This is a genomic window from Variovorax sp. Root411, assembly GCF_001425205.1.
Taxonomy (GTDB): Bacteria; Pseudomonadota; Gammaproteobacteria; order Burkholderiales; family Burkholderiaceae_C; genus Variovorax.
Genome location: NZ_LMDW01000003.1, coordinates 93,970 through 119,629, shown reverse-complemented (window position 1 = coordinate 119,629; position 25,660 = coordinate 93,970). Strand labels below are relative to the sequence as shown.

The following is a 25,660-nucleotide window of genomic DNA, read 5'->3' as shown; positions in this document are numbered from 1 at the left end:
ACCATGGCTTTCATTTCTCTCAAGAACGTCGCCGTCAACTTTCCAATCTACGGCGCGGGTGCCTCGTCGCTTAAAAAAACACTGGCAGCATCAGTCACTGGCGGGCGGTTCGGCAAGGAAACCGGCGTGACCGTAGTACAGGCGCTGAGCGGCATCCATCTCGAACTCAAGAGCGGGGACCGGCTCGGACTCGTGGGCCACAACGGGGCCGGTAAATCGACACTGCTGCGTACGCTCGCCAGCGTCTACGAACCCTCGTCCGGGGAGTTTCGCCGCGAAGGCACGATCGCGAGCTTGATCGACCCTTCCTTAGGCATCGAAATGGATGCCACCGGTATCGAAAACATCATGCTACGAGGCCTCGTGATGGGCATGAGCAAGAAGGAGCTCGATCGGCTTACGCCCGAAATCTGCGAATTCAGTGGACTGGGCGAGTACGTCAATATGCCTGTACGCACCTACTCCACTGGCATGATGATGCGTCTCGCGTTTTCGATCTCGACGAGTGTTCAGGCCGACATCCTGCTCATGGACGAATGGCTGTCGGTAGGTGATGCCGACTTCACCGAAAAAGCCGAAAAACGCATGCGGGATGTGGTGGCCAAGTCAGGCATTCTGGTACTTGCTTCGCACTCGCCGGACTTGATCGCCAAGGAGTGCAATCGCGTGATTCACATGGAGCACGGCCGGATCGTCCAAATGTCCTGAGAACAATCAGGAACAGATTTGCAGCCGCAGCGGACCAACGATTGACCTCCGCTGGAACACAGTGGCATAGCCAGAAAGAAAAAGTAAAACCATGAATAAAAAACGCGCGTTGGTCACGGGTATTACGGGGCAAGATGGCGCCTACCTGAGCGAGTTGCTGCTGAGCAAAGGGTACGTAGTCTACGGCACCTACCGCCGGACCAGCTCGGTCAATTTCTGGCGCATCGAAGAACTCGGAATCCAGGACCACCCTGATCTGCATCTTGTCGAATACGACCTTACAGACCTTGGCAGCACTATCACGCTGCTCAAGGAGGCCGAGCCCGAAGAAATCTATAACCTCGCGGCGCAAAGCTTCGTGGGCGTCAGTTTCAATCAGCCGGAGACGACGTCGCAGATCACCGGAATAGGCACATTACATCTGCTAGAGGCTATCCGCCTCATCAATCCAAAGATCCGCTTTTATCAGGCATCCACCTCCGAAATGTTCGGCAAGGTACAGGCCATCCCTCAAGTCGAAGACACGCCGTTCTATCCTCGCAGCCCGTACGGCGTTGCTAAGCTCTTCGCACACTGGATGACGATCAACTACCGCGAGAGCTACGACATCTTCGGCTGCAGCGGCATTTTATTCAATCACGAGAGCCCGCTGCGCGGCCGGGAATTCGTGACGCGCAAGATCACCGATGGCGTAGCCAAAATCAAGCTCGGGAAACTTGATGTCCTGGAATTGGGGAACCTGGACGCCAAGCGCGACTGGGGCTTTGCCAAAGAGTATGTCGAAGGCATGTGGCGCATGCTGCAGGCCAATAAACCCGACACCTATATCCTAGCGACCAATCGCACGGAAACTGTGCGCGATTTTGTCCGATTGGCGTTCAAGAGCGCTGGTATCGAGGTCGAGTTCAGGGGAACGGCAGAATCGGAGTTCGCGGTTGACACCGCCAATGGAAAAACGGTGATGCGAGTCAACTCTAAGTTCTATCGCCCTGCCGAAGTCGAACTTCTGATCGGAGATCCTGCGAAAGCCAAGTCAGAACTGGGCTGGGCGCCCACAACGACGTTGGAACAACTCTGTCAAATGATGCTAGACGCAGACATCCGCCGCAACACGCAAGGTTTCTCGTTTTGAAAATATTGCTTACAGGTGCCGACGGATTCACTGGTCGCGCGCTTGTCGCACGCGCAATTTCTCAAGGCCACGAGGTCATCGCGCTCCAAGCGGATCTAACCGACACCCATGCGCTGCAGCAGGAAGTCATGGCAACGGTTCCTGACGCGGTCATTCATCTGGCCGCCATCAGCTTCGTCGGCCACGCGCGGGATGATGCGTTCTACACCGTCAACGTGGTAGGCACGACCAATCTGTTGAATGCGTTGGTCCGTTTGCCGACGCACCCCACGCGCGTCTTGCTCGCGAGCAGCGCCAACATCTACGGCAATACCGCACACTCCCCCATCGACGAGACTTGGGCGCCTGCGCCCGTTAATCACTATGGCATGAGCAAGCTGGCCATGGAGTACATGGCTCGTACTTATTCCGATCGACTGAACCTTGTTATCACGCGTCCTTTCAACTACACCGGCCCGGGACAAGACAGCCATTTCGTGATACCCAAGCTCATCATGCATTTTGCAGAGTGCTCACCGGGCATCGAACTGGGGAACCTGAACGTGGAGCGTGAGTTCAACGACGTCCAGATGGTCTGCGATGCGTATCTGCTTCTGCTCGCACACGGCGAGCCGGGCGAGACATACAACATCTGCTCCGGGCACCCGTATTCGCTGCAGTTCGTCATTGATACTTTGGTCCGGATGACCTCGCACGCGCCGGAGATCCAGATCAATCCTGCCTTCGTGCGGACAAACGAGGTACACCGGTTGTGCGGGAACCCAGCCAAACTTCAGATGCTCCTAGCCAAGCACGGGCTTCAAATGGAGATGCCCACGTTGGAGGATACGCTGGCTCGCATGCTGACTGCTGCGCGAGACCGAGTGCGCGCATCGCATTAAACGTCAAGACTCCCCCTTCGCATCCGACCATTCATATGGCCTCTCGTCAGGGGGCGTGAATCCGTCGCTGCGGCGAGCGATCGGACTGCAAAGTCGGCCGCGGCCTGCATGGTTCATGCCCCGGACGGAATCCGACCGACTCTCGTGCCACCGTCAGGCAGACCTCGTTGATCTGTGTGCACCGGCTCAGCATTTGGGCAACGGCGCTGACGGTTTTGATGCTGGGTAGCGCACGCAAGGGCCGCGGCGGCTCCGTCGAAGTGCCGGTCCTGAATGGCCTACTGCAGTGCCGCCGTGCACACTCCTCCACTACCGCGTGCCCTGCAGCGAGCGGGCGAGCACATTTAGACGATCGACACGATTGCGCGGGCAGGCCGAGTTGTTGCGCGCTGGCCAAGCCAAGACCCCTGGAGCACTGTCCGGCGTTCCGACCATCCATCGGACCAAATTGCGTTAGCGGTTAGCAGACTACCCGCTGTCGCCATGCGCTCGTGTATCAGGTTGAGAATTGACACCGAGAACTTTTGAATTAATCGAACTACGCAGCGCACCAATCTGTGACATTATGATCACAAGGTTGACAAATTTGAGTCGAAATTTCGCGTAATCTAACGGCCAAGACCGAAGTTCAAGGGAGTTAGTCATGATACATGCCATCACAGAACCGGCTGGGCTAAGCGATGCATTGGAGCTGAAGTTGCAAAGGGCAGAGGCCTTGGTCGCTGAACTTGAAGCCAATATTCAAGGTATTACGGCGTATCTCAAAAGCGGACAATTGCAAGCAGCCGCCAATCGCTTAGATAGAATAATCGGTAGCAGCGAAGCTCACGAATTGTCAAGCAGATAAAATCTCCGGCCACTGCGATCTCAGCAGCAAGCACCTTCCGGACATTTCTCAAAGCATTTGAAAATTACTCGCCGCGGCGGGGGTTTTTTCGTCGAGCAAGTACTGCAGCTCGCCAAAACACGTCGCCCGAGAGATCTGTCTCGGCCATCGTGCAATTGCCTCACTCACCACATCCGACCTTCGGGTCGTAATGAACGGTTTTGCTTTTTTCAGCTGATCGAGTTTTGAGACTGTCTTCCTTCGTGAGAGCGGGAGTGGTCTTTTTTTCCCAGCGTGGTATTTGTAGCTCATCGCCTTGAATATGACGACCTCTTGGCGCTTCTCGCATCATCATCGATCAAAGCCTTGATTGCTCAAGGCCAATTAAATGTCGAATTCTTACACTCCCCTCCTTGAGATTCCAATGATGGATTTAACCGATACGCCAAAGAGCAACCATCCGTCGATCATCAACCACTCAGCACTTATTGATCCTTCTCGACTCGAGTTTCCAAATGGATGGGTAGGACATATTCCATTTGCATCATGGATTGTGGCGCTGATCAGACCCCGCACTTTGGTTGAGTTGGGTACTCACTCAGGAAATTCCTATTGCGCATTCTGCCAAGCCGTGAAGGAGAATGGCTTAGAGACACGAGCCTACGCCGTTGATACGTGGCAAGGGGACAAGCACGCCGGGAGCTACACAGAAAACGTCTTTTTGGATCTCAAGCTGTACCACGACCCGCTGTATGGCAGTTTTTCTCAATTGCTTCGCATGACGTTCGATGAAGCCGCTGAGCGTTTTCGTGAAAACTCGATTGACTTGCTTCACATCGACGGACTGCACACCTACGAGGCAGTAAAGCACGATTTCGAAAGCTGGCTTCCTAAAATTTCGACTCGTGGTGTTGTTCTTTTTCACGACACAAATGTCTATGAACGGGATTTTGGCGTCCATCGCCTGTGGGCCGAGTTAGCTCAAGAGTATCCCGGCTTCAATTTCAAGCACAGCCACGGCCTCGGCGTGCTGCTGGTCGGAAGGGATCGTTCGCCGGAATTGATGGCTCTCGTCGAATCAAGCGTGCCGAATGAGCGTTGGCGCCTCGCCGCTACATTGTTCCAAAGATTGGGGACTTCCGTCGAGCGCCGAGGGACACTCGATCGCTATGCCCAGCAGATCGCGACCCTCCAACAGACCATCCATACGGAGGCTGGGCAAGCGGCAAATCTAAGCCATGTTCTCAATGAAAAAGAGAGTCATATTGCTGGTATGCAGCAGATGCTCTCCGGACGTGAGGCGCAGGTCGCCAGTCTGACCCATGTCCTCAACGAAAAAGAGGGACACATTGCCGGCATGCGGCAGGCAATCGACGAACGCGACACACAGATCAACGGCTTGAGCCATGCGCTCGATGAGAAAGACCATCATATTGCTGAAATGCAACAGGCCATCGCAAAACGCGATAGCCGAATTTCTTCCATCCGCCAAGGGGTGAACGAACAAGAAGAACGCATTTCTGTTTTACAAAAAACCATTGATGAGCGGGATAACGCTGACGCCCGCGCCAGACAGTCAGCCGTCGACAGGGAAGCTAAGATTCTTGTCATGAGTGAAAAAATTTCTCGACGAAACGAGGAATTTTCCGCCTTGGAACGCCAAGCTGCTGGGTTGAACGCCCAACTGATGGAGATTCGAAACAGCACGTCCTGGAAAACAACCGAGCCCGCGCGCCGCTTGTTGCTTAACTTCCACGGCACGCGAAAGGCTATACGGCGAGTTGCGAAGTTGGCTTGGTGGATCTCTACGCTTCAACTGGGAAAAAAACTGCGCACGCGACGTGCGGATAGCGCCGGCAGGATCCTGCGGACTACCGAAGCGGCGGCAGCGTACGTTGCTGTGCACGCGACAGGTGAACAGAGTGTAGTAGCGGTATCCGACGGACTACTACAGCCTCCTCCATCGAGTTCCATGGAGAAATCGGCGGCCATATCGCCCGTTGAAGCAGGTACAGCCCCCCATTTTGCACCACCGCAAACGGACTATGTCCTTGCGTTGCCGCTGACATATGAATTGGCGAAATGGCAAACAGCACCAAGTATTGCCGTTATCTGCCACATGTTTTACCCGGATCTGGCGCACGACTTTCAACGCTATCTGAAAAACATACCTTTTGCATTCGATCTTTTCATTACAACGGATTCGGAAAAAAAGAAATCGGAAATCGAAAGCAAATTCGAGAACTGGGCGCTTGGAGGAGTCGATATTCGTATTGCGGAGAACCGCGGTCGAGATATCGCCCCGAAGCTTATAAATTGCCGGGATGTATATGAGAAATATGAATTCTTTCTTCATATTCACACCAAAAAATCCCTGCATTCCCGTATTTTGAACGGCTGGCGTACTTATTTGCTAGAAAATCTTCTCGGCTCCAAAGACGTCGTGAGAAGTATTTTTGAGGCATTCAAGGCCGACCCCAAGCTGGGCATGGTCGCGCCTCAGCACTTGTCGCAGGTCAGTCACTTTGTCGGCTGGGGTTCGAATTTTAAGAGTGCTCGCACCTTCGCACAGAGCATCGGTATTCAGATCGACTTGAACGGGCGTGTCGATTTTCCTTCGGGCTCCATGTTCTGGGGGCGATCGGCTGCGCTGAAACCATTGCTTGACCGAGACATATCAATAGATGAATTTCCGATCGAAGGAGCACAGACAGATGGGACGCTCGGGCATGTCATCGAACGGCTCTATTTTTTTGCATGTGAGCGCGCCGGCTTCAGATGGCTCAAGATAGTTCGACCTGCATTAGACATGGCGAATTTACAGCGAATTTGCTATGCCGACAGTGAAGACGAACTTTTCGAATTCATCACAAAAAGTCAATTCACCCTGTCGTCCCTTGAGGGACGTCCAGTTCCATACGAAAGCGGAAATTCAGCCCGACGGCAAGGCCGTATTTTTAATGAGGAGCGGAACTTTCACCGACTTATTCACGAAAAGTCAGGCTATCTCCACCTGAATTTCGAGGATTTCCGTCGAGAATTGATTTTACACCTCAATGGCAAAAAAAGTCTTATCGATTTCGATGAGGAATTTTATGAAAGAGCTCACCCGGACGTTGCTGAAGCCAAATCCAAAGGTCAAATTTCGTGCGGATATTTTCACTACTGCCTCGTGGGACATGCCGAGAAAAGAGTTTCGAGTTCCTGGCGGCTGGAAGAAAAATTCGCATTGCGCGCCAATTATCCGACCGACATGTTTGCGCCGATCTATTTACATCCACTTCGGCAATCACTACCCAATCTGAGCCTTTTGCACGAGGGCTCAGATTCCTCCTTGCTCATATTGGTTTCCCATTTACAGGACAATCTGTTTTTTGCCGGATACAGCGAATTCTTTCGCGATTTTAGATCCGTTTTTGGCCTATTCTCCAAAGTCTGGATTGCGGTCGAAAGCGAAACATTCAATCCCGAACTAGTGCGCCAGTACGGCGATCACATTGGCGTTATTAATTTCGGTGAAATCCAGAATTATGTAGAACGCCCTGATTTGATCGTCGGCTTCAATTCTGCATTGACCAGCCAAGCGATTCAGGCAAGCAGGGGTGAGTTGCGCGTCCTTTATTATTGCCAAGACTTTGAAGCCGGTTTCTTTCCCTATGGAAGTCGGTACATTCAGGCAGAAAGCGCAATTGCCAATGCACCTAATTTGATCGTATCAACAACCTTGCTAAAGAAGTTTCTTTCCAACAAAGGATTGATTGGTCCATCGCAGCGAATTTTTGTGACCAGCCCCAAGATTACGCCCCTGCCTGTCTCCTCGGAGAAAACGCGACGCCTGTTCTTCTACTTCAGACCCGAACACTTTAACGAGCGGAATCTTTCGGAAATTCTGATGGACTGCGTCAAAGAATTCTGTGCTAAAAATAATAACTTTGAAATCTATTTGGCGGGCACGGTTGATACACGTTTTTCGTTCAGGCTTGGCGAAAATGATGTTTACATTCTAAGCAAGTTGCCGCCGAATGAGTACACTGAGCTGATTGCTTCTTGCGACGTAGTAATTTCCATGATCTATTCGGCACACCCAGGAGTCATTGCATTTCAAACGGCCGCCTCGGGTATTCCAACGATTACCAATACATTTGAAAACAGAGATTCTGAAGTTTTAAGAAGAATTTCGAATAATTTTCTCCCGTATGACCCTGTTCGCCACAATTTAACTGATTTAATTGAGCGGGCCCTGGGAATGCCAAAAGGTCATCCATCCTTCAATGAGGGCCTGTACTCAGGGAAATCCACACAAAGTCTATCTGAGTTCATCGAACAGATTATTGAAGCTCCCGCAGCCGAAGTCGCAACTGATTGATTCGGAGCGAGCGCGAAAGCATTCGCACGAATGGGTAATCTTGCGATGCAAATCGGAAGCCCGCGGGCCGCGATGCAGGCGGCTTGGTGCCGCAAATCAATTCGGCACAAATTGATGACTCAGGCCAAGCGCATCGTCCTCAGCAACTGAGTTTTATGTAGTCAACTATTCAATTAGCTCGGGCTATACCAGCAAGCTATCCGGCCCGGCATCTCTGTCGCGCGAGGTGACTTGGACTTGCCAATGCGGAATGGCCCCGAAAAACTCCTCGTCTCCCTTGTTCATCCGTCCCGTGCGTGTCGCAGCCCAGGTGGCGTCGACGAGTCTGCAGCCTTGGGCTCGCAAGCGATTGCTCAGCATCTGTTCGTTGAAGATTGCCAGGGTCTTGCTTTCGAAAAAGGGAAGCGTGTCGATGTCGAGCTTGAAGCGAGAATGCCATTCAACGCCTTGCTCGGTCCCGTCGCCAGTGAGCCATCCCAGGATATTGCGCCGGTATTCACTTGAGATTGGAGCGTTCTCTTGGAAAGGACTTTGAGGATCCCCGGAGAAAAAATCGACCCCGCTCGTCACGCTCACGAACGAGCCGAGAAGTTTGACTTCCGTGGGTGAGAGAAAGACAAAAGAAGTCCTCAGCCACGACTGACATCCGACTCCAAGAAGTTCGACAGGTTCGTTGTAATAGTCGATGTGGCCTATGGCCACGCCGCGCCCGGCCAACAAGTCCAGCATGCGCCCGTCGAAGCGTTCAAGATAAGCGATATAGAGTTGCTTGAAGGCAGACGTCGCCAAGTGAACGAAATCATAGGCGTGCAGTCGCGATCCCAAATAAGCCACGCCACTATCCCACGCCGAAAACTCCCATGCCGAATTCGAGCCGCCGATCAAGGTCACTCCAGGCTGAAGCGTTTCTTCGTGCCCTGGCGACAACGTGTTGTCGACGATGACGCAATCGTGCACCACATCCGGCAGTTGGCGCGCGAAGAGTGCCTCGATATCTTCCAGAGCATTCGGGTACTTGCTGGTCCCGTGCCGAACGAGCAAGGTGACGATTTTCAGTTTTTTCTTATTCATAACTTGGCCAGTTTCAGTACCTCTTCACGGTCTAGCCAGTCCGAGATGTCGGATCGCTCCACGCAATGATCAACGAAGGCTATCGAAGAGGCGGCGCACGTGCGCCAGCTTGGCGAATCCTGGGCATCCACCAGGGCCGTCGAGGCGGGTAGCACAGCGACAGGTAGGTCGGCCAGCACCCTACCCAGACCTTCGACCAAGGACACCGTGTCGTCGAATTCGATCATTCGACCGGACAAGCGGGAGTGCGCACTGATTTCATCCCACAAGACGGATTTTCTGACCAGCACCGGTCGCCCATAGGCAAGGCTCTCCACCACCGGCAAGCCGAAGCCTTCATAGTAGGACGGAAAAACAATCGCCTTTGCTGTTGCAATCAATCGATGGATTTCTTCGTCGGATGTCTGCCCACTTGCGATGGCTTTGACACGCGGCATCTCGCTTGCCACAGCTCCCAGCACAACGAACTGCTGTAATGGAAATGCGTCCGATAGATTTTGCAGGGTTGGTGCGAGATCTTTATGCTCGTAGGCGTTGCCGAACAGCAGCACGAAATCGCCGGGAGGGAGGCCGCGATACTCGGGAATCGTATGATCCTCCGCGTCCAGACTGAGATGAATCACCCGCTCTTGCACGGTACCTTTCACCGGAAATCTTCGCCGGAAGCGATCCTGGGTGAAAGAGGAAATGTAGGCCAGCCCATCAGCATGCGCGGCAACAAACTGCCAAGTCGATTCCACTCGGTCATCTGCCGGGTAAAGAATGTCCCACGCGATGGTGTCCAAAATATTGAAGATGACGACCAGTGCGCTCCGGTGCAGTTCGGCAACGGTTTCAACTGACCAGGGTTGATTGGGCATCAGCACAGCGGCATAGGGGCCCAAAATTTCGCCATGCACATGTGTGAACATGGGGTAGCGCTGTGCAAGTCCATGAAACTTTGCCGCCGCTGCCCCGCTCTGAACGTCGATGTGCCATTGCTGCACATCCTTCAGGGACGCCAATCCGTCAAGCAAGCCCACCATGGCCTGCGAGGTGCCGTTGTAGACAGGCGCCATGCCACGGCAATCGAGCAGCAACCGACGTGGTTTGCTTCCGCCCGGATGAGCCGCAGTCAGCAACCACTCAAGCCTGGATGGCAGACGGCGGCTGTTCTCCATGTTGGCTCTGGCATGGTCTGGGTACATTTCCAGTAATCGAGTCATTTCAGCAGGAGCCAGAGCAAGATAGGCCGCCGCCTGATCTCTTTGAACGCTTGTCGAACGCGAGGCCGACACGTCGGCAGGCAACGAGACCACCGCGCGATTCGACACCACGTTGCGGAAGCCGCGGCGCCTCGCCACGCACAAGCCAAGTGCCAACGCGCCGCGAACACTGCCGAACGGGTGAGATGCCCCCATTGCCGCTACGACTTCGCGCCGCAACAAGGTACATGACGACAGCAGTTCGGCGGTGATCACAATTTCCGGAAGCAAGGACAACGCTTGCCGTGAGGTAAACGCCGGCTCCCCCAAAGAATGCAATGAAGGAAAGGGGCAGATCTCGTCCGTCAATGCATTGGCGAAGCGCGGCTGCGCGCTGCCAAAGAGCGGGTCCTTGCAAAGCGCCTCCCATAGGGGCAGCAGAACCTCATTGGCGGGCAGGAGCAAGCCCGTAATGACAAGCAGTCCTCGCTTCCTCATGGCTGCTTCCTCGACCGCGCGATCGAAGGTGAGCGCGCCCTGATTACCAGCCGTGAGGCTCTGCCCCCAATCAGTGCCAGTTGGCGATTCCACTCCCTTCGGGAGTACGATATTTATTCGTCTATCGACGTTGCCGAAGCCGCAGTACTGGAGCAATCGCCGGGCATGCTGCATGACCTTCGCCTGATCCATCGACAATGCATCGGACAGGTCCACGAACAAGTCGTACGAACCGAACGACAAGCGATCGACATGCTCGATCTGAGGCGACGAAGACTTAGTTGTCATTGAGGGCTCTGGCGAATTGCGCATAAATAGCTTGGGGAGAGAAATCACGAGCAAGTGCAACACCGAGCTGCGTCAACGCCTCAGCGCTCGGCCGTTCGTTCAGCACGCACGAAACCTGCTGTGCAAAGTCAAACCAGTCGGTTGCCACATGCAGCAGAGGCTTCGCTGCGTCCCCCAATCCATCAACCCCCGCGGGAAAAGTGACAACAGGTCGAAGCTGGCAAAGCGCTTCAACCGTCTTGATCTTGAGCCCGGTTCCTGCCACCGTGGGATTGATCACCACGGCCGCTTGAGCATAGGCCGCATCCAGATCGCCCAGACGGCCGAGAATCTTTACCCCGTCAGGTACAACTGCCACCGCGCGGCCCACGTCGCCGACCACGTGCAGTTCAGCTGTGGGCTGCTGCTTGCGAATGATGGGCCAGGAAAATCGCAAGAAATCCTTCAAACCTTTGTTGTTCATCGGATTGTTCGATGCGACAAGTAGGACGATGGATTCCGATGGCAGTTCTTCGACTTGTGTTTTGACCGGGAAATCTACACCCACGTTGATTACAGACCGATCAGGCGCCATGCTGGAAAGTTGACGGGTCTCTTCCGGTTGGATGCCTATGACGATATTGGCCCGGTTTACCAGTTCTGCTTCCTCCTCTTCTGACAGTAGAAAGACGTCTCTGATACCGAACTGCGCAACCTTGCTGGCTTTGGTTGAAAAAACATCGTGTGTATCTACAGCCTTGGTCAGATCGTCCCGAAGCAACGAAAAGCCTCTCGTCATGAACACGTATTCAGCCAGCAACAGATCGAAGTGGCAGCTCTCGTCGAGTTTGCGCATGAGTTCGATCAGGAAATCCGGAGAAAAAACACGCAAGGTCTCAACGAGTTCCGTGCGCCCGAAGCTGGTCTCCCGACCAGTCAACAGCGAATCAAGATTCCTAGGCGAATAACCGCTCAGGCCTTTGAGGGCAGGCGCGTCCTTCGCAAGATTGTGATGAATCACGCCATCGCGATCGCACACCATAAGTTGGGGGTACGCCGCCGCAGCCGCGGAGATTTGCGCCGTGGAGAGCGGTTCCCCGGGCAGCGGGCACACAACCAGGAAGATCTCCCATCCTTGGGACCCCAGCCACGTGAGCATCTGGTGAATGCGATATTCGTTGCCCGCACGCGGCGGAAACGGCAGAACGTGGCTGACGCACATCAATCGCCTGGTCACATCTTGGCCCGTTTGCCTCAGCTGAAAAGCAGAACTCGACGTGACAGCCTCGATGGTCCGCAATTTGAACGAGCGTACCGGCTTGGTAGGAATAATTTTTTTGGGCGCGTCGACTCTCGAGGCCTCCTCACCGAGTGAAGACCGCGATAGCGGTTCGTCCGTAGCTACGCGCCAATCGAACCTGGCAACGCGCATCACGCCCTTTTTCAATCGCGGATGCCTGACGAAGAATGCCTTGAGATTTCGGATCACGCCCGGGTAACGCGTTGCAACTCGCCGCAAAGGGCCGGTGAGTCGCCAGCTCATTGATGACAAGGTTGCCTGAAGACGCCCATCAAGAGCGATGTAAGCCTGCTCCGCTTTCTCCAATCGGTTGGTCAAATCCATTTCACGTTGCTGGGCGAACCGGAGAGCGCTCGCATTTTTTTGATTCTCCTTACCAAGCAGTTCTTGTGCTTCGGCGGCGGCATCGAGCCGAGCCCTAGCATCCCGCTCGCGTTCCTGTGCTTCTCGAATTCGCTCCAGCGCCTCTCGATCTCGCTCCAGCGCTTCGTGCCGGATTTGCTCGGCCGCTGCGCGTACGTCTCGAAGAGTGAGCCTTAACAAAGCCAAGGCATTCCCCTGATCATCGGCGGACGGTTTCAATGGAGCGGGCGACTCAGCATGAAACGCGATGTGCGTCGTGCTCGCCGAGCCAAGGCCCGAGCCTCGAGAAGCCATTGATTGCAGCGCAAACTCTTCGCGGTACTCACTCTCCAGGCGGGCACATACCAGTCGGAAAGCTTCTTCTCCGTCAAGTCCCTCTTCTTCTTCCCAAGTCTTGAGCCGATCAATGATGTTATAGACCGCCCGCAGGATTGCTACGGCCACTGGATAACCACTCGCCTCCCGAGACTTGGTTGCGGACAGGTACAGGTCAATTTGCTCATGCGCAAATGCAGCGAGATCATCTCCTGCATGCGCAGCGCGGACACGATCAGGATTGGACGTGTAGCGGTTAGCCTTCTCAATCCACTGTGCAACATCCGTGTGCGAGAGATGGTGAATGCACGCGCCATCTTCAAAAGGAACGACAAATGCGTCCTTCTCTTCGAACTGCGCACCGCCATGCACTGTTTGGGTGAAGGAGATCTTGTCCCGATTGAAGAATCTCGGTTGATACTCAGGCCAGTAGTAGGCGCGCTCATCATGCACTCCGAGGATGTAGTGTCGCTGAGGAAGCAGATAGACGCCGGCACGCGGAGCGAGCAATTCCCGCCGGATAAATCGGGTTGCTTCAACGCTCAGACACTCATCGTCATCCATGCACACGATCCATGGATGCGTACAGTGGGTGATTGCAAAAGCCCTTGTCTGCTCGACAACGGGGGACCAAGGGACAATGATGACTCGATCCGCAATTTCCGCCGCGATCTCTGCCGTTCCATCTGTGGAAGATTTGTCGACAACAATCAACTCATCCACGAATGAGAGCGCTTTAAGGCAAGTTCCTATTAAGTTAACCCGGTTGTACGAAATGACCAGCCCGCTCACCTTGTGCGTGGAGTTGCTTTCGGCGGCCGCCATACCGCTACCTAATACATTTGCCATTGAATGCTGCGCCTTGCACTTTTTTGTCCATCGGAAAGAACCACCGGAATCCGTTTCGACAGTTGCCTTCGATCAACAACTTTCCTAGATAAGTCCGTGCGGCTCGGTGCGCTTCCACGTCCGAATGGGATCATGGAAACAGGTCCGCCTTGCCCAGCGAAGACCCCGCGGCATCCTTTGCCGACAACTGCGGCGACATTCCAATTTCGGGCCAGGCGATACCCAGCGCTGCATCGTTCCAAGCAATACAACGCTCGTGCGCTGGTGCGTAGTAGTCCGTCGTCTTGTAAAGAAACTCGGCCGTCTCACTCAGTACCAGAAAGGCGTGCGCGAATCCGGCCGGCACCCACAGTTGCTTGTGGTTGTTTTCGCTCAATTCGACACCGACCCATTTGCCAAAGCTCGGTGAAGACTTGCGGATGTCGACGGCCACATCGAACACCGCCCCTTTCACAACGCGCACCAGCTTCCCTTGAGGCTGTTGAAGCTGGTAATGCAGGCCTCTCAGAACCCCCTTGACCGAGCGCGAATGATTGTCCTGGACGAAGTCAATATGTTTGCCGACGGCCTGATCGAATGCTTTTTGATTGAAGCTCTCGAAGAAAAATCCTCGTGCGTCACCAAACACCTTGGGTTCAATCACGAGCACGTCGGGAATTTCGGTTGGTGTGGCTTTCAAGAGCGCACCTCTTCGCTCAACAGGTGCTTCAAATATTTGCCATACCCGCTCTTCTCGAGAGGAGAGGCAAGCTTCGCAAGCTGCTCGGTCGTTATGAAACCATTGCGCCAGGCGATCTCTTCGGGACAGGCGATCTTCAGCCCTTGGCGGTGCTCGAGCGTCGCGATGAACTGCCCAGCCTCGAGCAAACTGTCATGGGTACCAGTGTCCAACCATGCATAGCCGCGCTGCATGATTTGTACATTGAGTTGACCGAGGCCGAGATAAGCCTGATTGACGGCGGTGATCTCGAGTTCGCCGCGCGCGCTCGGTTTCACAGCCTTGGCGATCTCGACGACCTGGTTGTCATAGAAGTACAACCCGGTTACTGCATAACTGCTCTTCGGCTTCAGCGGCTTTTCCTCGATGCTGCTGGCTCTGCCCTCGGCATCGAACGCGACCACGCCGTAGCGCTCAGGATCATGCACGTGGTAGGCGAACACGGTGGCGCCCGACTGCTTCGCATCCGCATCAGCGAGCAGGTGCGCAAAGTCGTGCCCATAGAAGAGGTTGTCTCCAAGCACCAGCGCACTTGGATCATTGCCCACGAACTTGTCGCCAATGATGAAGGCCTGAGCCAGCCCATCTGGACTGGGCTGCACCGCATACTGCAGATTGATCCCCCACTGGCTCCCATCCCCCAGCAACTGCTGGAACCGCGGCGTATCCTGCGTCGTACTGATGATCAGGATGTCGCGCATACCGCCGAGCATCAGCGTGCTCAGGGGGTAATAGATCATCGGCTTGTCGTACACCGGCAGGAGCTGTTTGCTCATGGCCAATGTGGCCGGGTGCAAGCGAGTGCCCGAACCACCGGCCAGGATGATGCCTTTGCGTTGCGTCGTCTTGGTCATGTACTTTTTTCTCGTGAAAATCAAAGAATCTCGCGCAGCATGCGCGCAACGCCTTCCTGCCAAGGCGGCAGGCGCAGGCCGAAAGTGGTCTGCAGCTTGGAGGTGTCGAGCCGGGAGTTGTGCGGGCGCTTCGCCGGAGTCGGAAAGGCGCTGGTGGGCACCGCCTCAACGGCCTGTGGCCCGGCCTTGAGTTCGACGCCGGCCTGCTGCGCCAGTTCGAGCACAAAACGCGCGTAGCCGTGCCACGTCGTCTCGCCACCGGCAATCGCGTGATAGAGACCGGCCTTCGCCGGATCCTGCAGCGTGGCTCGAATGGCATGTGCCGTCACGTCGGCCAGCAACTCGGCTCCGGTCGGCGCGCCGAACTGATCGTCGATGACGGTCAGCTTCTCGCGCTCCTTGGCCAGCCGCAGCATGGTCTTGGCGAAGTTGCCGCCGCGCGCCGCGTACACCCAGCTGGTGCGAAAGATCAGATGGTTTGGGCAGTTCTGCGCCACCAGTTGCTCGCCTTCGAGCTTGGTCTGTCCGTACACGCTGAGCGGGCCGGTCGCGTCGCCTTCTTTCCAGGGCCTGGTGCCGCTGCCGTCGAAGACGTAGTCGGTCGAGTAGTGCACCATCAACGCCCCGATCTGCCGGGCGGCCTCGGCCACCACGCCGGGCGAGGTTGCGTTGAGCTTGCGCGCGAAATCGGGCTCGCTCTCGGCCTTGTCGACCGCCGTGTGCGCCGCGGCATTGACGATCACGTCGGGGCGAATCTTCAGCACCGTCTCGGCCAGTTGCTCGGGGCGGCTGAAGTCGGCGTTGAAATCGGTGCTGTCGAAATCGAGCGCGACCAGTTCCCCCAGCGGCGCAAGGCTGCGCTGCAGTTCCCAGCCGACCTGTCCACCCTTGCCCAGCAGCAGCAACTTCATGCCGCGGCCTTCGCGTCGTATTGCTTTTCGACCCACTCGCGGTAGGCGCCGCTTTGCACGTTGCGCACCCATTCGCCATTGGCGAGATACCACTCGACGGTCTTGCGGATGCCGGTGTCGAAGGTTTCGGCAGGCTTCCAGCCGAGTTCGCGCTCGAGCTTGCGCGCGTCGATGGCGTAGCGGCGGTCATGGCCCGGACGGTCCGTGACGTAGGTGATCTGCTCCTTGTACGGCTTGCCGTCCGCACGCGGGCGCAGCTCGTCGAGCAGCGCACACACGGTGTTGACGATCTCGATGTTGGGCTTCTCGTTCCAGCCGCCGACGTTGTAGGTCTCGCCCAGCCTGCCGGCTTCGAGCACGCGGCGGATGGCGCTGCAGTGATCCTTCACATAGAGCCAGTCGCGCACCTGCATGCCGTCGCCGTACACAGGCAGGCTCTTGCCGGCCAGCGCGTTGACGATCATCAACGGGATCAGCTTCTCGGGGAAATGGAACGGGCCATAGTTGTTCGAGCAGTTGGTGGTGACCACCGGCAGGCCGTAGGTGTGGTGCCAGGCGCGCACGAGGTGGTCGCTGGCGGCCTTGCTGGCCGAGTACGGGCTGTTGGGTTCGTACTTGTTTTCTTCGGTGAAGGCCGGATCGGTCTTGGAGAGCGAGCCGTAGACCTCGTCGGTCGACACGTGCAGGAAGCGGAAGGCGGCTTTCTGTTCGGCCGGCAGCGCGCTCCAGAAGCCGCGCACGGATTCGAGCAGGCGGAAGGTGCCGAGCACATTGGTCTGCACGAAATCTTCAGGGCCGTGGATGGAGCGGTCCACATGCGATTCGGCCGCGAAGTTGACCACGGCACGCGGCTTGTGCTCGGCCAGCAGGCGGTCGAGCAACGCGCTGTCGCCGATGTCGCCCTGCACGAAGATGTGCTTCGGGTTGTCCTTGAGCGATGCGAGCGTCTCAAGATTGCCTGCGTAGGTCAGCTTGTCGAGGTTCACGACCGGCTCGTCGCTTTTGGCGATCCAGTCGAGTACGAAATTGGCGCCGATGAAGCCGGCGCCGCCAGTTACCAGGATCATGGGGTCCCCTGAATGTTGTGAGAAGTTCGGTACGGCTGATTAACGAATGATTATCCCATCGCTCATATGGGCGAAAGTCACAGGTTGGTAGTCACGCGGGCTCCGCCTACAATCGCCGAACTGCAGGAGAGCGGGCCACCCCGGTGGCCCTACCGAAGGCGCAAACTCCCATAAACGCTCAGGTCGGCCCAACGAAGTTCTCGAAATTTCGGCAAGGGGTCTGTACTGCACCAACTGAAACGCCGTCTGGAGAGCCGCCACGCCATGTGGCGCACCGAAGGAGCAAACCCGCTGCGGGCGCAGCGGGTGAATCTCTCAGGTACCGAGGACAGGGGGAGCGGCAACTTGGACGGCGGTCGTCCGGTTGCTCGCTATTGATTCAATAGCACACCACGCCCACCGCTCAAGCGCTGCAACCTCAAAGGTACTTGAAATGCGCGTGATCGTTCTTGGCGCCGGCCTGCTCGGCGTGACCTCGGCTTACTACCTCCAGCAACTCGGCCACGAAGTGACCGTGATCGACCGGCAGGCCACCCCGGCCGCCGAAACCAGCTTCGCCAACGGCGGGCAGATCTCGGTCAGCCATGCCGAACCCTGGGCCAATCCCAGCGCGCCGCTCAAGGTGCTGCAGTGGCTGGGCAAGGAAGACGCCCCGCTGCTCTTCCGCATCCGCGCCGACATGCGCCAGTGGCTCTGGGGCCTGCAGTTCCTGCGCGAATGCACGCCGGCGCGCACCCGCCACAACATCGAGCAGATCGTGCGTCTTGGCACATACAGCCGCTCGATGTTGCAACAGTTGCGCCGCGACACCGGCCTGAACTACGACCAGCGCACGCAGGGCATCCTGCACTTCTACACGACGCAGAAAGAGTTCGACGGCGCCCTCGCGCCCGCCGAGCAGATGCGCGCCCTGGGCTGCGAGCGCCAGGTCATCTCGGCCGACGAAGCCGTGAAGATCGAGCCCGCCCTTGCCCACATCCGCCCGAAGCTGGCCGGCGCCACCTACACGGCCGAGGACGAGTCCGGTGACGCCAACCGCTTCGCGCGCGAACTGGTGGGCCTGGCCACTGCAGCGGGCGTCAGGTTCCTGATGAGCCACACCGTGACCGCGCTGCGCGAGACCGGCGGCAGCATCGACCACGTCGAAGCCACCGACAGCGAAGGCCGCTTCCAGCGCATCCGCGGCGACGCCTTCGTGCTGGCGATGGGCTCCCTGAGCCCGCTGTACGCCGCGCCGCTGGGCATCCGCCTGCCGATCTATCCCGCCAAGGGCTACTCGGTGACGCTGCCCGTGAAGGACGCCTCGAAGGCGCACCAGGTCTCGCTGACGGACGACGAATTCAAGCTTGTGTTCTCGCGCTACACGTCCGAGTCGGGCGACCGCCTGCGCATCGCCGGCACGGCCGAGCTCAACGGCTACGACCGGGACCTGAACCGCGTGCGCTGCGAAGCCATCGTGCGCCGCGTGGAAGAGCTGTTCCCCGGCGCCGGCGACACCACGCAGGCGCAGTTCTGGACCGGCCTGCGTCCCGCGACGCCGAGCAACGTGCCGCTGATCGGCAAGACCAAGTTGCCGAACCTGTTCCTCAACACAGGCCACGGCACGCTCGGCTGGACGCATGCCTGCGGCTCGGGCAAGTCGATCGCGCGCATCGTGAGCGGATTGGCGCCTGAGGTCGATTTCGCGTTCACCGGCATGCCCGCGCCCGCGCCGCGCGCGCTGCAGCCGGCCTGATCGCAGTCAGTCGTTGCTGGCGAACACCGTCAGCACGCCGGTGTAGCCATACAGATGGTGGCGAGCGATCTCGCCCGCCGCGAAGAACCCCACCAGCGGCACGTCGCCCAGCGCGTGCCGCACGATCTGCAGTTCCGCACCCGGCGCGCCGAAGTGCGGGCCGCCGCGCCCGGAACAGCTGACGTACACCGCCCCCGCGATGCGCCGCGCCGGATGCGGCGCCGCCTCGGCCTCGCCCGCCGCCACGGCGCGCGCGGTGGCCAGCGTCTGCTCTTCGGGCTCCAGTTCCTCGCGGATTTCGGCGCAGATGCGCATCAGGTCGGCACGCGCGGCCTGCGCATTGCGGCGGCAAAAGCTCAGCCGCATGCCGGCCTCTGCCACATCGGCGATCGCGATGCCGCGGCGCGTCGGGTCCAGTCCGATGATGTGGCGCACCAGCACGTCGGCGCCCAGGTCACCGGTGCGGCGGATGCCGTCGCTGCCCGCGTCGGCCAGGCCGACCAGCGTGTTGCGCACTGCGTCGATGGCCTCCTGCGGCCGCTCGAGCGACACCTGCAGGTCGGCCAGCAGCACGTCGAGCGCCGGCTCGCCGTCGAGCTTCAGCAGCAGGTTGCCGTCGGCCTCGGTGATCTCGCGCTCGCGCGCCGCCCCCGATCGCAGTGGCTGGCAGCCCTGCGTGACGCGCGACACAAGCCGCACGCCCTCGCCGAAAACCACGCCCGACAGGCCACCCGAGAACACCCCGCCCGCAGCCCCGTGCCCGCGGATGTTGCCGTTGCCGCCGACCGCGAACTGCAGCGCGCTGCCACGCCCCGAAGACAAGCCGCCGAACAGATAGCCCGTGTTCGTGCGCCCTGCCATCTCGGCGATCAGCTCGGCAAGGTCGGGCGTGGCCGGGTCGGCATGCACCAGCGCCGTGTGCGCCTCGAAGCCGCTCATCTCGGAATTGCCCAGCGGCGCCACGCCCGAGAACACGCGGTATTGGTCGCTAGGCAGGGCACAGAGCATCAGGCTCAGCCCGGGCTCGTCGAAATACTCGGCGTTGTTGGCCGACACGCCGACGCCGACCGTGCCCGACCAGTCGGTCACTTCGGGCAGCTCCGCGCTCAAATGGTCGAGGATGTCCTGCGCCTCGCTCGCATAGTGGTCGGTGATGTAGAGCAGCCCGAGCGTCGGCGAAGACGCGTAGTCGGGCAAGGCCATCTGTGCGCGCAGCTGGGCCAGCACGAGGCCGGCCGCCATACGCCATTGCGGATGGGTGGCATGGCCGGAGGGAAACAACTTCATGGTGCGTGCCAACCCGTTCTCTTCAACGAATGAATGTGTATGACGTCAACGCCGGCCGGAGGTTCGCTTGCGGGCGGTGGTCGACGTCCTTTTCTTTGCGGCCGGTGCTGCGGCCTTCTTGGCCGCTGCGGGCTTGCGGGCAGCCGCGGCCGGCTTGCCCATGACCTTGTCGACGGCGTCGGCCAAAGGCTGGGCCATGGCCGGCACCTTCAGCTGCGCCGCGTCCTGCAGCGCCGAGCTTGCGATCTGCTGGAACTGCTCGGTGAGCGAGCCCCACCACTGCATGGGGTCGACCACGCCGGCGCCATCGGCCGCCGCGGTCTTCGCCTTGGCCGAAGCCGGCCTGCTGTGCGACTTCTTCGGCGCGGGAGCTTCCTCCTGGGGCACTTCGTCCCCGTCTTCGTCCCCATCTTCGACCTCTTCGGTTTCGGGCTCCGGGGCCGCCGAAGCGTGGGCGGAGGCTGGCGCCATCGCGGCTGCCTGCTTGGTGAACGCGTTGGCGATGTCTTCCATCCGTACGTTCATGCCGCGCAGCGTCGACAAGGTCATCTTCTGCACTTCGAGCGCCTGGATGGTGGCCTTGAGGGCATGGCCGTTCTGTTCGAGCCAGTACTGCACGGTCTTGAGTTCCTGGATGCGCTTGTCGACTTCTTCCACGCTCAGCGTGGGCGCCACCCAGCTCGCAAGGCTCGGAATTCCCGGCACCGAACCGGCACCAGGGCCCGCCGCGGCGCCGCCGGCGAGGTTCTTCAGGAAGTCGAATCCGGGGACGAACTGGCTGAAGTCGAAGGGCTTGCTGGCGTTGCTCATGCGGGAGGTCTCCTGGGTGGGTTTTCTTGTGTTGCCAGCTTACTCCAAGCCCCCGGCCTTTTTCGGCCTTTTGGTCACCGTCAGAGTTCGCTTCGAACCTTGCTGAAGACCTTCCAGAAGGCCGCGTCCTGCGAGGTCGCGAAGTTGATCCGCATCATCGTGCTCGGCGGGCGGCGCGCATGGAACAGCGAGCCCGGCGCCAGCAGGTAGCCCTGGTCGAGCATGCGCTGCGTGAGCGCGTCGGTGTCCACGCCCGTATCGACCCAGCCGAACAGCCCCGCGGGCTCCGAGGCGAAGGTGCAGCCATGCGACATCGCGAGCTTCACGGCGCGGCCGCGTGCGCCGTCGAGCCGGATGCGCACGCGCTCCGAGTGCCGGCGCAACTGCCCCTGGTCGATGCACCACGACAAGGCCCGCTCGAACAGTGTGGGCGAGGTCAGCGTGGCCAGCAGCTTGGTCTCGAGCAGCCGCTCCTTCAGCGCGGGCGGCGCGGCCAGGAAGCCGATGCGCCAGTTGGGCGCCAGGATCTTGGCGAAGCCGCTCACGTAGATGGTGCGCTGCAGTCCGTCGAGCGCGCTGAGCCGCGTGGCGTGCTCGGGCGCGAGGTGGCTGTAGGTGTCGTCCTCGACGATGTGGAAGTCGTGCTCGTTCGCCAGCTTGAGCACGCGGTGCGCGCTGCCCGGCGTGAGGCTGTAGCCGGTCGGGTTGTGCAGCACGCTCACGCTGACGAACAGCTTGGGGCTGTGCAGCTTGCAGTACTGCGCCATCACCTCCAGGTCGGGTCCGTCGGCGCGCCGCGGCACCGGCAGGATGCGCATGCCCAGCGCCTCCAGCCGCGCGAACTCCAGCGCCCAGCCCGGCTCCTCGACCATCACCGGATCGCCCGCGCGCAGCAGCGTGCGGCTCACGATGTCCAGCGCATGCGTGGCGCCGATGGTGGTCACGATCTGTTCGGGCGACGCCGGCACGTTGATGCCCACCAGCTTCTGCGAGAGGCTGCGCCGCAGGCTCATGTCGCCGGCCGGCTCGCCGTACTGGAGCGACAGCTCCTGCAAGGCGGCTGTACTGGTCATGCGCCGCACGGCAGTGGGCATGAAGGTCGACGCCATCCAGTCCGGCGGGAACACGCCCATGCCCGGCTGCGGCTTGTCGCTCGGGCGGTGGAACATGCTGCGGATCAGCGAACTCGCATCGGCCGGTATGCGCGAGGCCATCATCTGCACGGCCATCGCCGCGGGCATGCCGCTCGCACCGGCTTCCACGCCTTTGCCCGAGCGGGCGTCCTGTACCGGTGGCGAATCGCGCACGTAGAAGCCGCGCTGCCGGCGGGCTTCGACGAGGCCCTGCGCCAGCAACTGGTCATAGGCGGCGACGACGGTATACGGGCTCACGCCCTGCTGCCGCGCGCATTCACGCACCGAGGGCAGGCGGGCGCCGGGCGGCAGCAGGCGGGTGCGGATGCGCTCGGCCAAGCGGTCGGCCAATTGCCCCGTCAGCGACTGTGTGGAAGTGCGTGTCAGCATGCGTTTTCCGGGCCATGCCGGCTTCTGTGTCGAAGGAGTTGCCAATACAGATTGCCTGATTGTTCGATCATCTGTACCGGAACTGTAATGGTCGCAAGTTTAGAGTGTGTGCCATGAACTGGCAAGAATTCACCGCGCTGCTGGTGCTGGCCACGGCGATGAGCTTCTCGCCCGGTCCCAACACCACGCTCTCCACCGCCCTGGCGGCCAACGGCGGCCTGCCGCGCGCCATGCGTTTCGTGGTCGCAGTGCCCGTCGGCTGGACCCTGCTGCTGGCGCTGTGCGCCGCCGGCCTCGGCGCCCTGGTGGTGGCCATGCCTTCGCTGCGCCTGGCCATCAAGGGGCTGGGCATCGGCTACCTGCTGTGGCTCGCGTACAAGCTCAGCGGCAGCGCCACGCTCGGCAAGGCCGACGGGGCAAGCCTGTCGGTCGGCTTCGGGCAGGGCGTGATGCTGCAGTTCGTCAACATCAAGGCCTGGCTGCTCGCGCTCACGCTGGTGGCAGGCTGGATCGCCGGCCAACCCGACGCCCTCGGCCGCTTCGCCATCGTCGCGCCGGTGATGCTCATCTATGCCTTCACGAGCAATTTCGCCTATGCGCTGGTCGGCGCACTGCTGCGCGAATGGCTCGCCAAGGGTTCGCGGCTGCTGTGGTTCAACCGCGCGATGGGTCTGGTGCTGGTGCTCACCGCCTGGTGGATGGTGAGCGTATGAAGCTCGCCATGAAGGACGAGACGCTGGGCATGTGGCTCGGCGTCGTCGGCGTCGCGATGTTCGCCGTCACGCTGCCCATGACGCGCCTGGCCACCGGCTCGCAGGACGCGCCGCAGCTGTCGCCGTGGTTCGTCACGCTCGGGCGTGCGGCGCTGGCCGGCGTGCTGTCGGCCATCTTCCTGCTGGCAACGCGCTCGCCAAGGCCCGCCGCGCACCAATGGAAGCCGCTGGGCATGGCGGTGCTGGGCAACGTGATCGGCTACCCGCTGCTGCTGGCCTACGCGTTGCGCGTGGTCACGGCCAGCCACGCGGCGGTGGTGACCGCGCTGCTGCCGCTGGTCACGGCCGCCGTCGCGGCCTGGGTGCTGCACCAGCGCGCGCGGCTCGGCTTCTGGCTCTGCGCCGCTGCGGGCAGCCTGCTGGTGGTGGCGTTCTCGGTGCTGCGCGCGAGCCAGACCGGCCATGGCTTCGGTTTCGAATGGGCCGACCTGCTGCTGGTGGGCGCGGTCATCGCCGCCTCCTTCGGCTACATCTACGGCGCGCAGGTCACACCCTCTCTGGGTGCCGAGCGCGTGATCTGCTGGGTCTGCGTGATGGCGCTGCCTTTCACGCTGCCGGCCGCGCTGGCCCTGTGGCCACGGCAGCCCGTCGCGGCGTCGGCCTGGGTGGGTTTCGTCTACCTCGGCATGTTCTCGATGTGGATCGGCTTCTTCGCCTGGTACCGCGGCCTCGCCCTCGGCGGCGCGCTGCGCGTGAGCCAGACGCAGCTGCTGCAGCCCTTCCTGTCGATCCTCGCGTCGATCCCGGTGCTGGGTGAGCCGCTCGACGTGGTGACGCTGGGCTTCGCCATCGCGGTGGTGGCCACGGTGGTCATCGGCAAGCGCCTCTCGCAACCGCAGGCCGCGCCGCCCCCCGCCCACGCTATGGCCATGGCTATTACGGCGCCTACCAGCGCGACCCGGACCGCAACAAAATCCATGTCGTGTACCGTGGCGACATCCAGCCGGACTGAGCTCCGGCCCGCCTGCGCCCCTGATTCGAATCTCACCCCACCGCCTGAAAGAAGAAAGCCATGAACTGGAAACTCGCCGCCCGCGCCGCCAAGATGAATCCTTCGGTGCTGCGTGAAATCCTCAAGGTCACCGAGCGCCCCGGCATCATCAGCCTGGCCGGCGGCCTGCCCTCGCCCAAGACCTTCCCGATCCAGGCCTTCGCCGACGCCTGCGCCGAAGTGCTGCACAACGACGGCCAGGCCGCCCTGCAGTACGCCGCCAGCGAAGGCTACGCGCCGCTGCGCCAGGCCGTAGCCGACATGCTGCCCTGGGACGTCGATGCCTCGCAGGTGCTCATCACCACCGGCTCGCAGCAGGGCCTCGACCTCGTGGCCAAGGTGCTGATCGATCCGGGCAGCAAGGTGCTGGTCGAGACGCCCACGTACCTCGGCGCGCTGCAGGCCTTCGGCCCGATGGAGCCGCACCCGGTGGGCGTGGCCAGCGACGACGACGGCGTGGTGGTCGAAGACCTCGTGGCGAAAGCCAAGGATGCACGTTTTGTCTACCTGCTGCCCAACTTCCAGAACCCCACCGGCCGCACCATGACCGAGGAGCGCCGTGCCGCCGTGTCGGCGGCCGCCGGCGCAGCGGGCCTGCCCATCGTCGAGGACAACCCCTACGGCGAACTCTGGTTCGACGAAGCCCCGCCGCTGCCGCTGGCCGCGCGCAACCCCGAGGGCGTGATCTACCTGGGCTCGTTCTCGAAGGTGCTGGCGCCCGGCCTGCGCCTGGGCTTCCTGGTGGCGCCGAAGTCCATCTACCCGAAGCTGCTGCAGGCCAAGCAGGCTGTCGACCTGCACACGCCGATCTTCACGCAGCGCATGGTCTCGGCCGTGATGAAGGACAAATTCCTCGACCGCCATGTGCCCACCATCCGCGCCCTCTACAAGCGCCAGCGTGACGCGATGATCGCCGCGCTCACGCGCGAGATGAAGGGCCTGGACGTGAAGTTCAACGCACCCAAGGGCGGCATGTTCCTGTGGGCGCGGCTGCCCGAGGGCGTCGACACCGTCACGCTGCTGCCCAAGGCGGTGGAGCGCAACGTGGCCTTCGTGCCCGGCGCGCCGTTCTACGCGGGCGAAGGCGATCCGCGCACGCTGCGCCTGTCGTTCGTGACGGCCAGCGTGGAGGAAATCGACGTAGCCATTGCCGCGCTGGCGCAGACGCTGCGCGAAGAGCTGGCGCTGCTCGGCAACAAACAGCTCGCGGTCGCGCAGGCCTGAGCCAGGA

19 protein-coding genes and 2 riboswitches are annotated in these 25,660 nt (G+C 59.9%); of the genes, 9 read left to right on the top strand and 10 right to left on the bottom strand.

Features of this window, described 5'->3' with window-relative positions:
- The first annotated feature begins 3 nt into the window (after positions 1-3).
- From ASC92_RS08360 to ASC92_RS27950, 5 genes are all read left to right on the top strand, one after another.
- Positions 4-708 (top strand): ABC transporter ATP-binding protein, encoded by a 705-nt coding sequence (locus ASC92_RS08360; protein ID WP_056513171.1) that lies wholly within the window; start codon positions 4-6, stop codon positions 706-708.
- Positions 709-799: 91 nt separating this feature from the next.
- On the top strand, positions 800-1,840 hold the full coding sequence (gmd, locus tag ASC92_RS08355; RefSeq protein ID WP_056513166.1) for a GDP-mannose 4,6-dehydratase: 1,041 nt from the start codon (positions 800-802) through the stop codon (positions 1,838-1,840).
- Positions 1,837-2,721 (top strand): NAD-dependent epimerase/dehydratase family protein, encoded by an 885-nt coding sequence (locus ASC92_RS08350; protein ID WP_056513163.1) that lies wholly within the window; start codon positions 1,837-1,839, stop codon positions 2,719-2,721. The genes gmd and ASC92_RS08350 overlap by 4 nt, the downstream gene beginning before the upstream one ends.
- A 643-nt stretch (positions 2,722-3,364) precedes the next feature.
- Complete coding sequence (locus ASC92_RS28520) at positions 3,365-3,568, top strand: hypothetical protein (protein WP_157609005.1); 204 nt, start codon at positions 3,365-3,367, stop codon at positions 3,566-3,568.
- A 367-nt stretch (positions 3,569-3,935) separates the two neighbouring features.
- On the top strand, positions 3,936-7,913 hold the full coding sequence (locus ASC92_RS27950) for a rhamnan synthesis F family protein (RefSeq protein WP_082519527.1): 3,978 nt from the start codon (positions 3,936-3,938) through the stop codon (positions 7,911-7,913).
- Positions 7,914-8,096: 183 nt separating this feature from the next.
- Here ASC92_RS27950 and ASC92_RS08340 read toward each other — a convergent pair whose 3' ends face one another.
- The 7 genes from ASC92_RS08340 to rfbB form a co-directional block, all read right to left on the bottom strand.
- Complete coding sequence (locus tag ASC92_RS08340; RefSeq protein ID WP_056513157.1) at positions 8,097-8,984, bottom strand: hypothetical protein; 888 nt, start codon at positions 8,982-8,984, stop codon at positions 8,097-8,099.
- Positions 8,981-10,954 (bottom strand): glycosyltransferase, encoded by a 1,974-nt coding sequence (locus tag ASC92_RS08335; RefSeq protein ID WP_235505735.1) that lies wholly within the window; start codon positions 10,952-10,954, stop codon positions 8,981-8,983. Before ASC92_RS08335 ends, ASC92_RS08340 begins: the two co-directional genes overlap by 4 nt.
- A complete protein-coding gene (locus ASC92_RS27945; RefSeq protein ID WP_082519525.1) occupies positions 10,944-13,760 on the bottom strand; it encodes a glycosyltransferase in 2,817 nt (938 codons plus the stop codon). Before ASC92_RS27945 ends, ASC92_RS08335 begins: the two co-directional genes overlap by 11 nt.
- A 130-nt stretch (positions 13,761-13,890) precedes the next feature.
- A complete protein-coding gene (rfbC, locus tag ASC92_RS08315) occupies positions 13,891-14,439 on the bottom strand; it encodes a dTDP-4-dehydrorhamnose 3,5-epimerase (RefSeq protein WP_056513140.1) in 549 nt (182 codons plus the stop codon).
- The gene (gene rfbA / locus ASC92_RS08310) at positions 14,436-15,332 is read right to left on the bottom strand and encodes a glucose-1-phosphate thymidylyltransferase RfbA (protein ID WP_056513137.1); all 897 of its coding nucleotides are present in this window, start codon (positions 15,330-15,332) and stop codon (positions 14,436-14,438) included. Before rfbA ends, rfbC begins: the two co-directional genes overlap by 4 nt.
- A 20-nt stretch (positions 15,333-15,352) precedes the next feature.
- The gene (gene rfbD / locus ASC92_RS08305; RefSeq protein ID WP_056513134.1) at positions 15,353-16,243 is read right to left on the bottom strand and encodes a dTDP-4-dehydrorhamnose reductase; all 891 of its coding nucleotides are present in this window, start codon (positions 16,241-16,243) and stop codon (positions 15,353-15,355) included.
- Complete coding sequence (gene rfbB, locus ASC92_RS08300; protein WP_056513131.1) at positions 16,240-17,310, bottom strand: dTDP-glucose 4,6-dehydratase; 1,071 nt, start codon at positions 17,308-17,310, stop codon at positions 16,240-16,242. Before rfbB ends, rfbD begins: the two co-directional genes overlap by 4 nt.
- A gap of 113 nt (positions 17,311-17,423) precedes the next feature.
- A riboswitch (glycine riboswitch) is annotated at positions 17,424-17,514 on the top strand.
- A 32-nt stretch (positions 17,515-17,546) separates the two neighbouring features.
- A riboswitch (glycine riboswitch) is annotated at positions 17,547-17,652 on the top strand.
- A gap of 91 nt (positions 17,653-17,743) precedes the next feature.
- On the opposite strand from rfbB, the gene ASC92_RS08295 reads away from it, so the two are divergent.
- On the top strand, positions 17,744-19,045 hold the full coding sequence (locus ASC92_RS08295; protein WP_056513128.1) for a D-amino acid dehydrogenase: 1,302 nt from the start codon (positions 17,744-17,746) through the stop codon (positions 19,043-19,045).
- Positions 19,046-19,051: 6 nt separating this feature from the next.
- Here ASC92_RS08295 and ASC92_RS08290 read toward each other — a convergent pair whose 3' ends face one another.
- The 3 genes from ASC92_RS08290 to ASC92_RS08280 all read right to left on the bottom strand — a co-directional run bounded on the left by ASC92_RS08290 (position 19,052) and on the right by ASC92_RS08280 (position 22,665).
- Positions 19,052-20,332: an FIST C-terminal domain-containing protein gene (locus ASC92_RS08290; RefSeq protein WP_007838952.1), complete on the bottom strand. Its 1,281-nt coding sequence runs from the start codon at positions 20,330-20,332 to the stop codon at positions 19,052-19,054.
- 45 nt (positions 20,333-20,377) lie between these two features.
- Positions 20,378-21,142 (bottom strand): PhaM family polyhydroxyalkanoate granule multifunctional regulatory protein, encoded by a 765-nt coding sequence (locus ASC92_RS08285; RefSeq protein WP_056513125.1) that lies wholly within the window; start codon positions 21,140-21,142, stop codon positions 20,378-20,380.
- Between the two features lie 80 nt (positions 21,143-21,222).
- Positions 21,223-22,665 (bottom strand): PLP-dependent aminotransferase family protein, encoded by a 1,443-nt coding sequence (locus ASC92_RS08280; protein ID WP_056513123.1) that lies wholly within the window; start codon positions 22,663-22,665, stop codon positions 21,223-21,225.
- Positions 22,666-22,778: 113 nt separating this feature from the next.
- Here ASC92_RS08280 and ASC92_RS08275 point away from each other — a divergent pair, with 113 nt between their 5' ends.
- Genes ASC92_RS08275 through ASC92_RS08265 form a run of 3 tightly spaced genes read left to right on the top strand, consistent with a single transcriptional unit; the run spans position 22,779 to position 25,653 of the window.
- Positions 22,779-23,378 carry a LysE family translocator gene (locus tag ASC92_RS08275; protein WP_056513120.1) on the top strand — a complete coding sequence of 200 codons (600 nt, stop codon included), beginning with the start codon at positions 22,779-22,781 and terminating at the stop codon, positions 23,376-23,378.
- Positions 23,375-24,454 (top strand): DMT family transporter, encoded by a 1,080-nt coding sequence (locus ASC92_RS08270; RefSeq protein WP_235505731.1) that lies wholly within the window; start codon positions 23,375-23,377, stop codon positions 24,452-24,454. Before ASC92_RS08275 ends, ASC92_RS08270 begins: the two co-directional genes overlap by 4 nt.
- Entirely contained in the window at positions 24,451-25,653 is a 1,203-nt protein-coding gene (locus tag ASC92_RS08265) for a PLP-dependent aminotransferase family protein (protein ID WP_056513117.1), read from the top strand. Before ASC92_RS08270 ends, ASC92_RS08265 begins: the two co-directional genes overlap by 4 nt.
- The last annotated feature ends 7 nt before the right edge of the window (positions 25,654-25,660 follow it).

Excerpts from the sequence above, each read along its gene's own strand:
- ASC92_RS08340 (WP_056513157.1), bottom strand. The coding sequence starts at position 8,984 with ATGAATAAGAAAAAACTGAAAATCGTCACCTTGCTCGTTCGGCACGGG.
- ASC92_RS08335 (WP_235505735.1), bottom strand. The coding sequence starts at position 10,954 with ATGACAACTAAGTCTTCGTCGCCTCAGATCGAGCATGTCGATCGCTTG.
- ASC92_RS28520 (WP_157609005.1), top strand. The coding sequence starts at position 3,365 with ATGATACATGCCATCACAGAACCGGCTGGGCTAAGCGATGCATTGGAG.
- ASC92_RS27950 (WP_082519527.1), top strand. The coding sequence starts at position 3,936 with ATGTCGAATTCTTACACTCCCCTCCTTGAGATTCCAATGATGGATTTA.
- ASC92_RS08295 (WP_056513128.1), top strand. The coding sequence starts at position 17,744 with ATGCGCGTGATCGTTCTTGGCGCCGGCCTGCTCGGCGTGACCTCGGCT.
- rfbD (WP_056513134.1), bottom strand. The coding sequence starts at position 16,243 with ATGAAGTTGCTGCTGCTGGGCAAGGGTGGACAGGTCGGCTGGGAACTG.
- rfbB (WP_056513131.1), bottom strand. The coding sequence starts at position 17,310 with ATGATCCTGGTAACTGGCGGCGCCGGCTTCATCGGCGCCAATTTCGTA.
- ASC92_RS08360 (WP_056513171.1), top strand. The coding sequence starts at position 4 with ATGGCTTTCATTTCTCTCAAGAACGTCGCCGTCAACTTTCCAATCTAC.
- ASC92_RS27945 (WP_082519525.1), bottom strand. The coding sequence starts at position 13,760 with ATGGCAAATGTATTAGGTAGCGGTATGGCGGCCGCCGAAAGCAACTCC.
- ASC92_RS08290 (WP_007838952.1), bottom strand. The coding sequence starts at position 20,332 with ATGAAGTTGTTTCCCTCCGGCCATGCCACCCATCCGCAATGGCGTATG.
- ASC92_RS08275 (WP_056513120.1), top strand. The coding sequence starts at position 22,779 with ATGAACTGGCAAGAATTCACCGCGCTGCTGGTGCTGGCCACGGCGATG.
- ASC92_RS08265 (WP_056513117.1), top strand. The coding sequence starts at position 24,451 with ATGAACTGGAAACTCGCCGCCCGCGCCGCCAAGATGAATCCTTCGGTG.
- ASC92_RS08270 (WP_235505731.1), top strand. The coding sequence starts at position 23,375 with ATGAAGCTCGCCATGAAGGACGAGACGCTGGGCATGTGGCTCGGCGTC.
- rfbA (WP_056513137.1), bottom strand. The coding sequence starts at position 15,332 with ATGACCAAGACGACGCAACGCAAAGGCATCATCCTGGCCGGTGGTTCG.
- ASC92_RS08285 (WP_056513125.1), bottom strand. The coding sequence starts at position 21,142 with ATGAGCAACGCCAGCAAGCCCTTCGACTTCAGCCAGTTCGTCCCCGGA.
- ASC92_RS08280 (WP_056513123.1), bottom strand. The coding sequence starts at position 22,665 with ATGCTGACACGCACTTCCACACAGTCGCTGACGGGGCAATTGGCCGAC.
- gmd (WP_056513166.1), top strand. The coding sequence starts at position 800 with ATGAATAAAAAACGCGCGTTGGTCACGGGTATTACGGGGCAAGATGGC.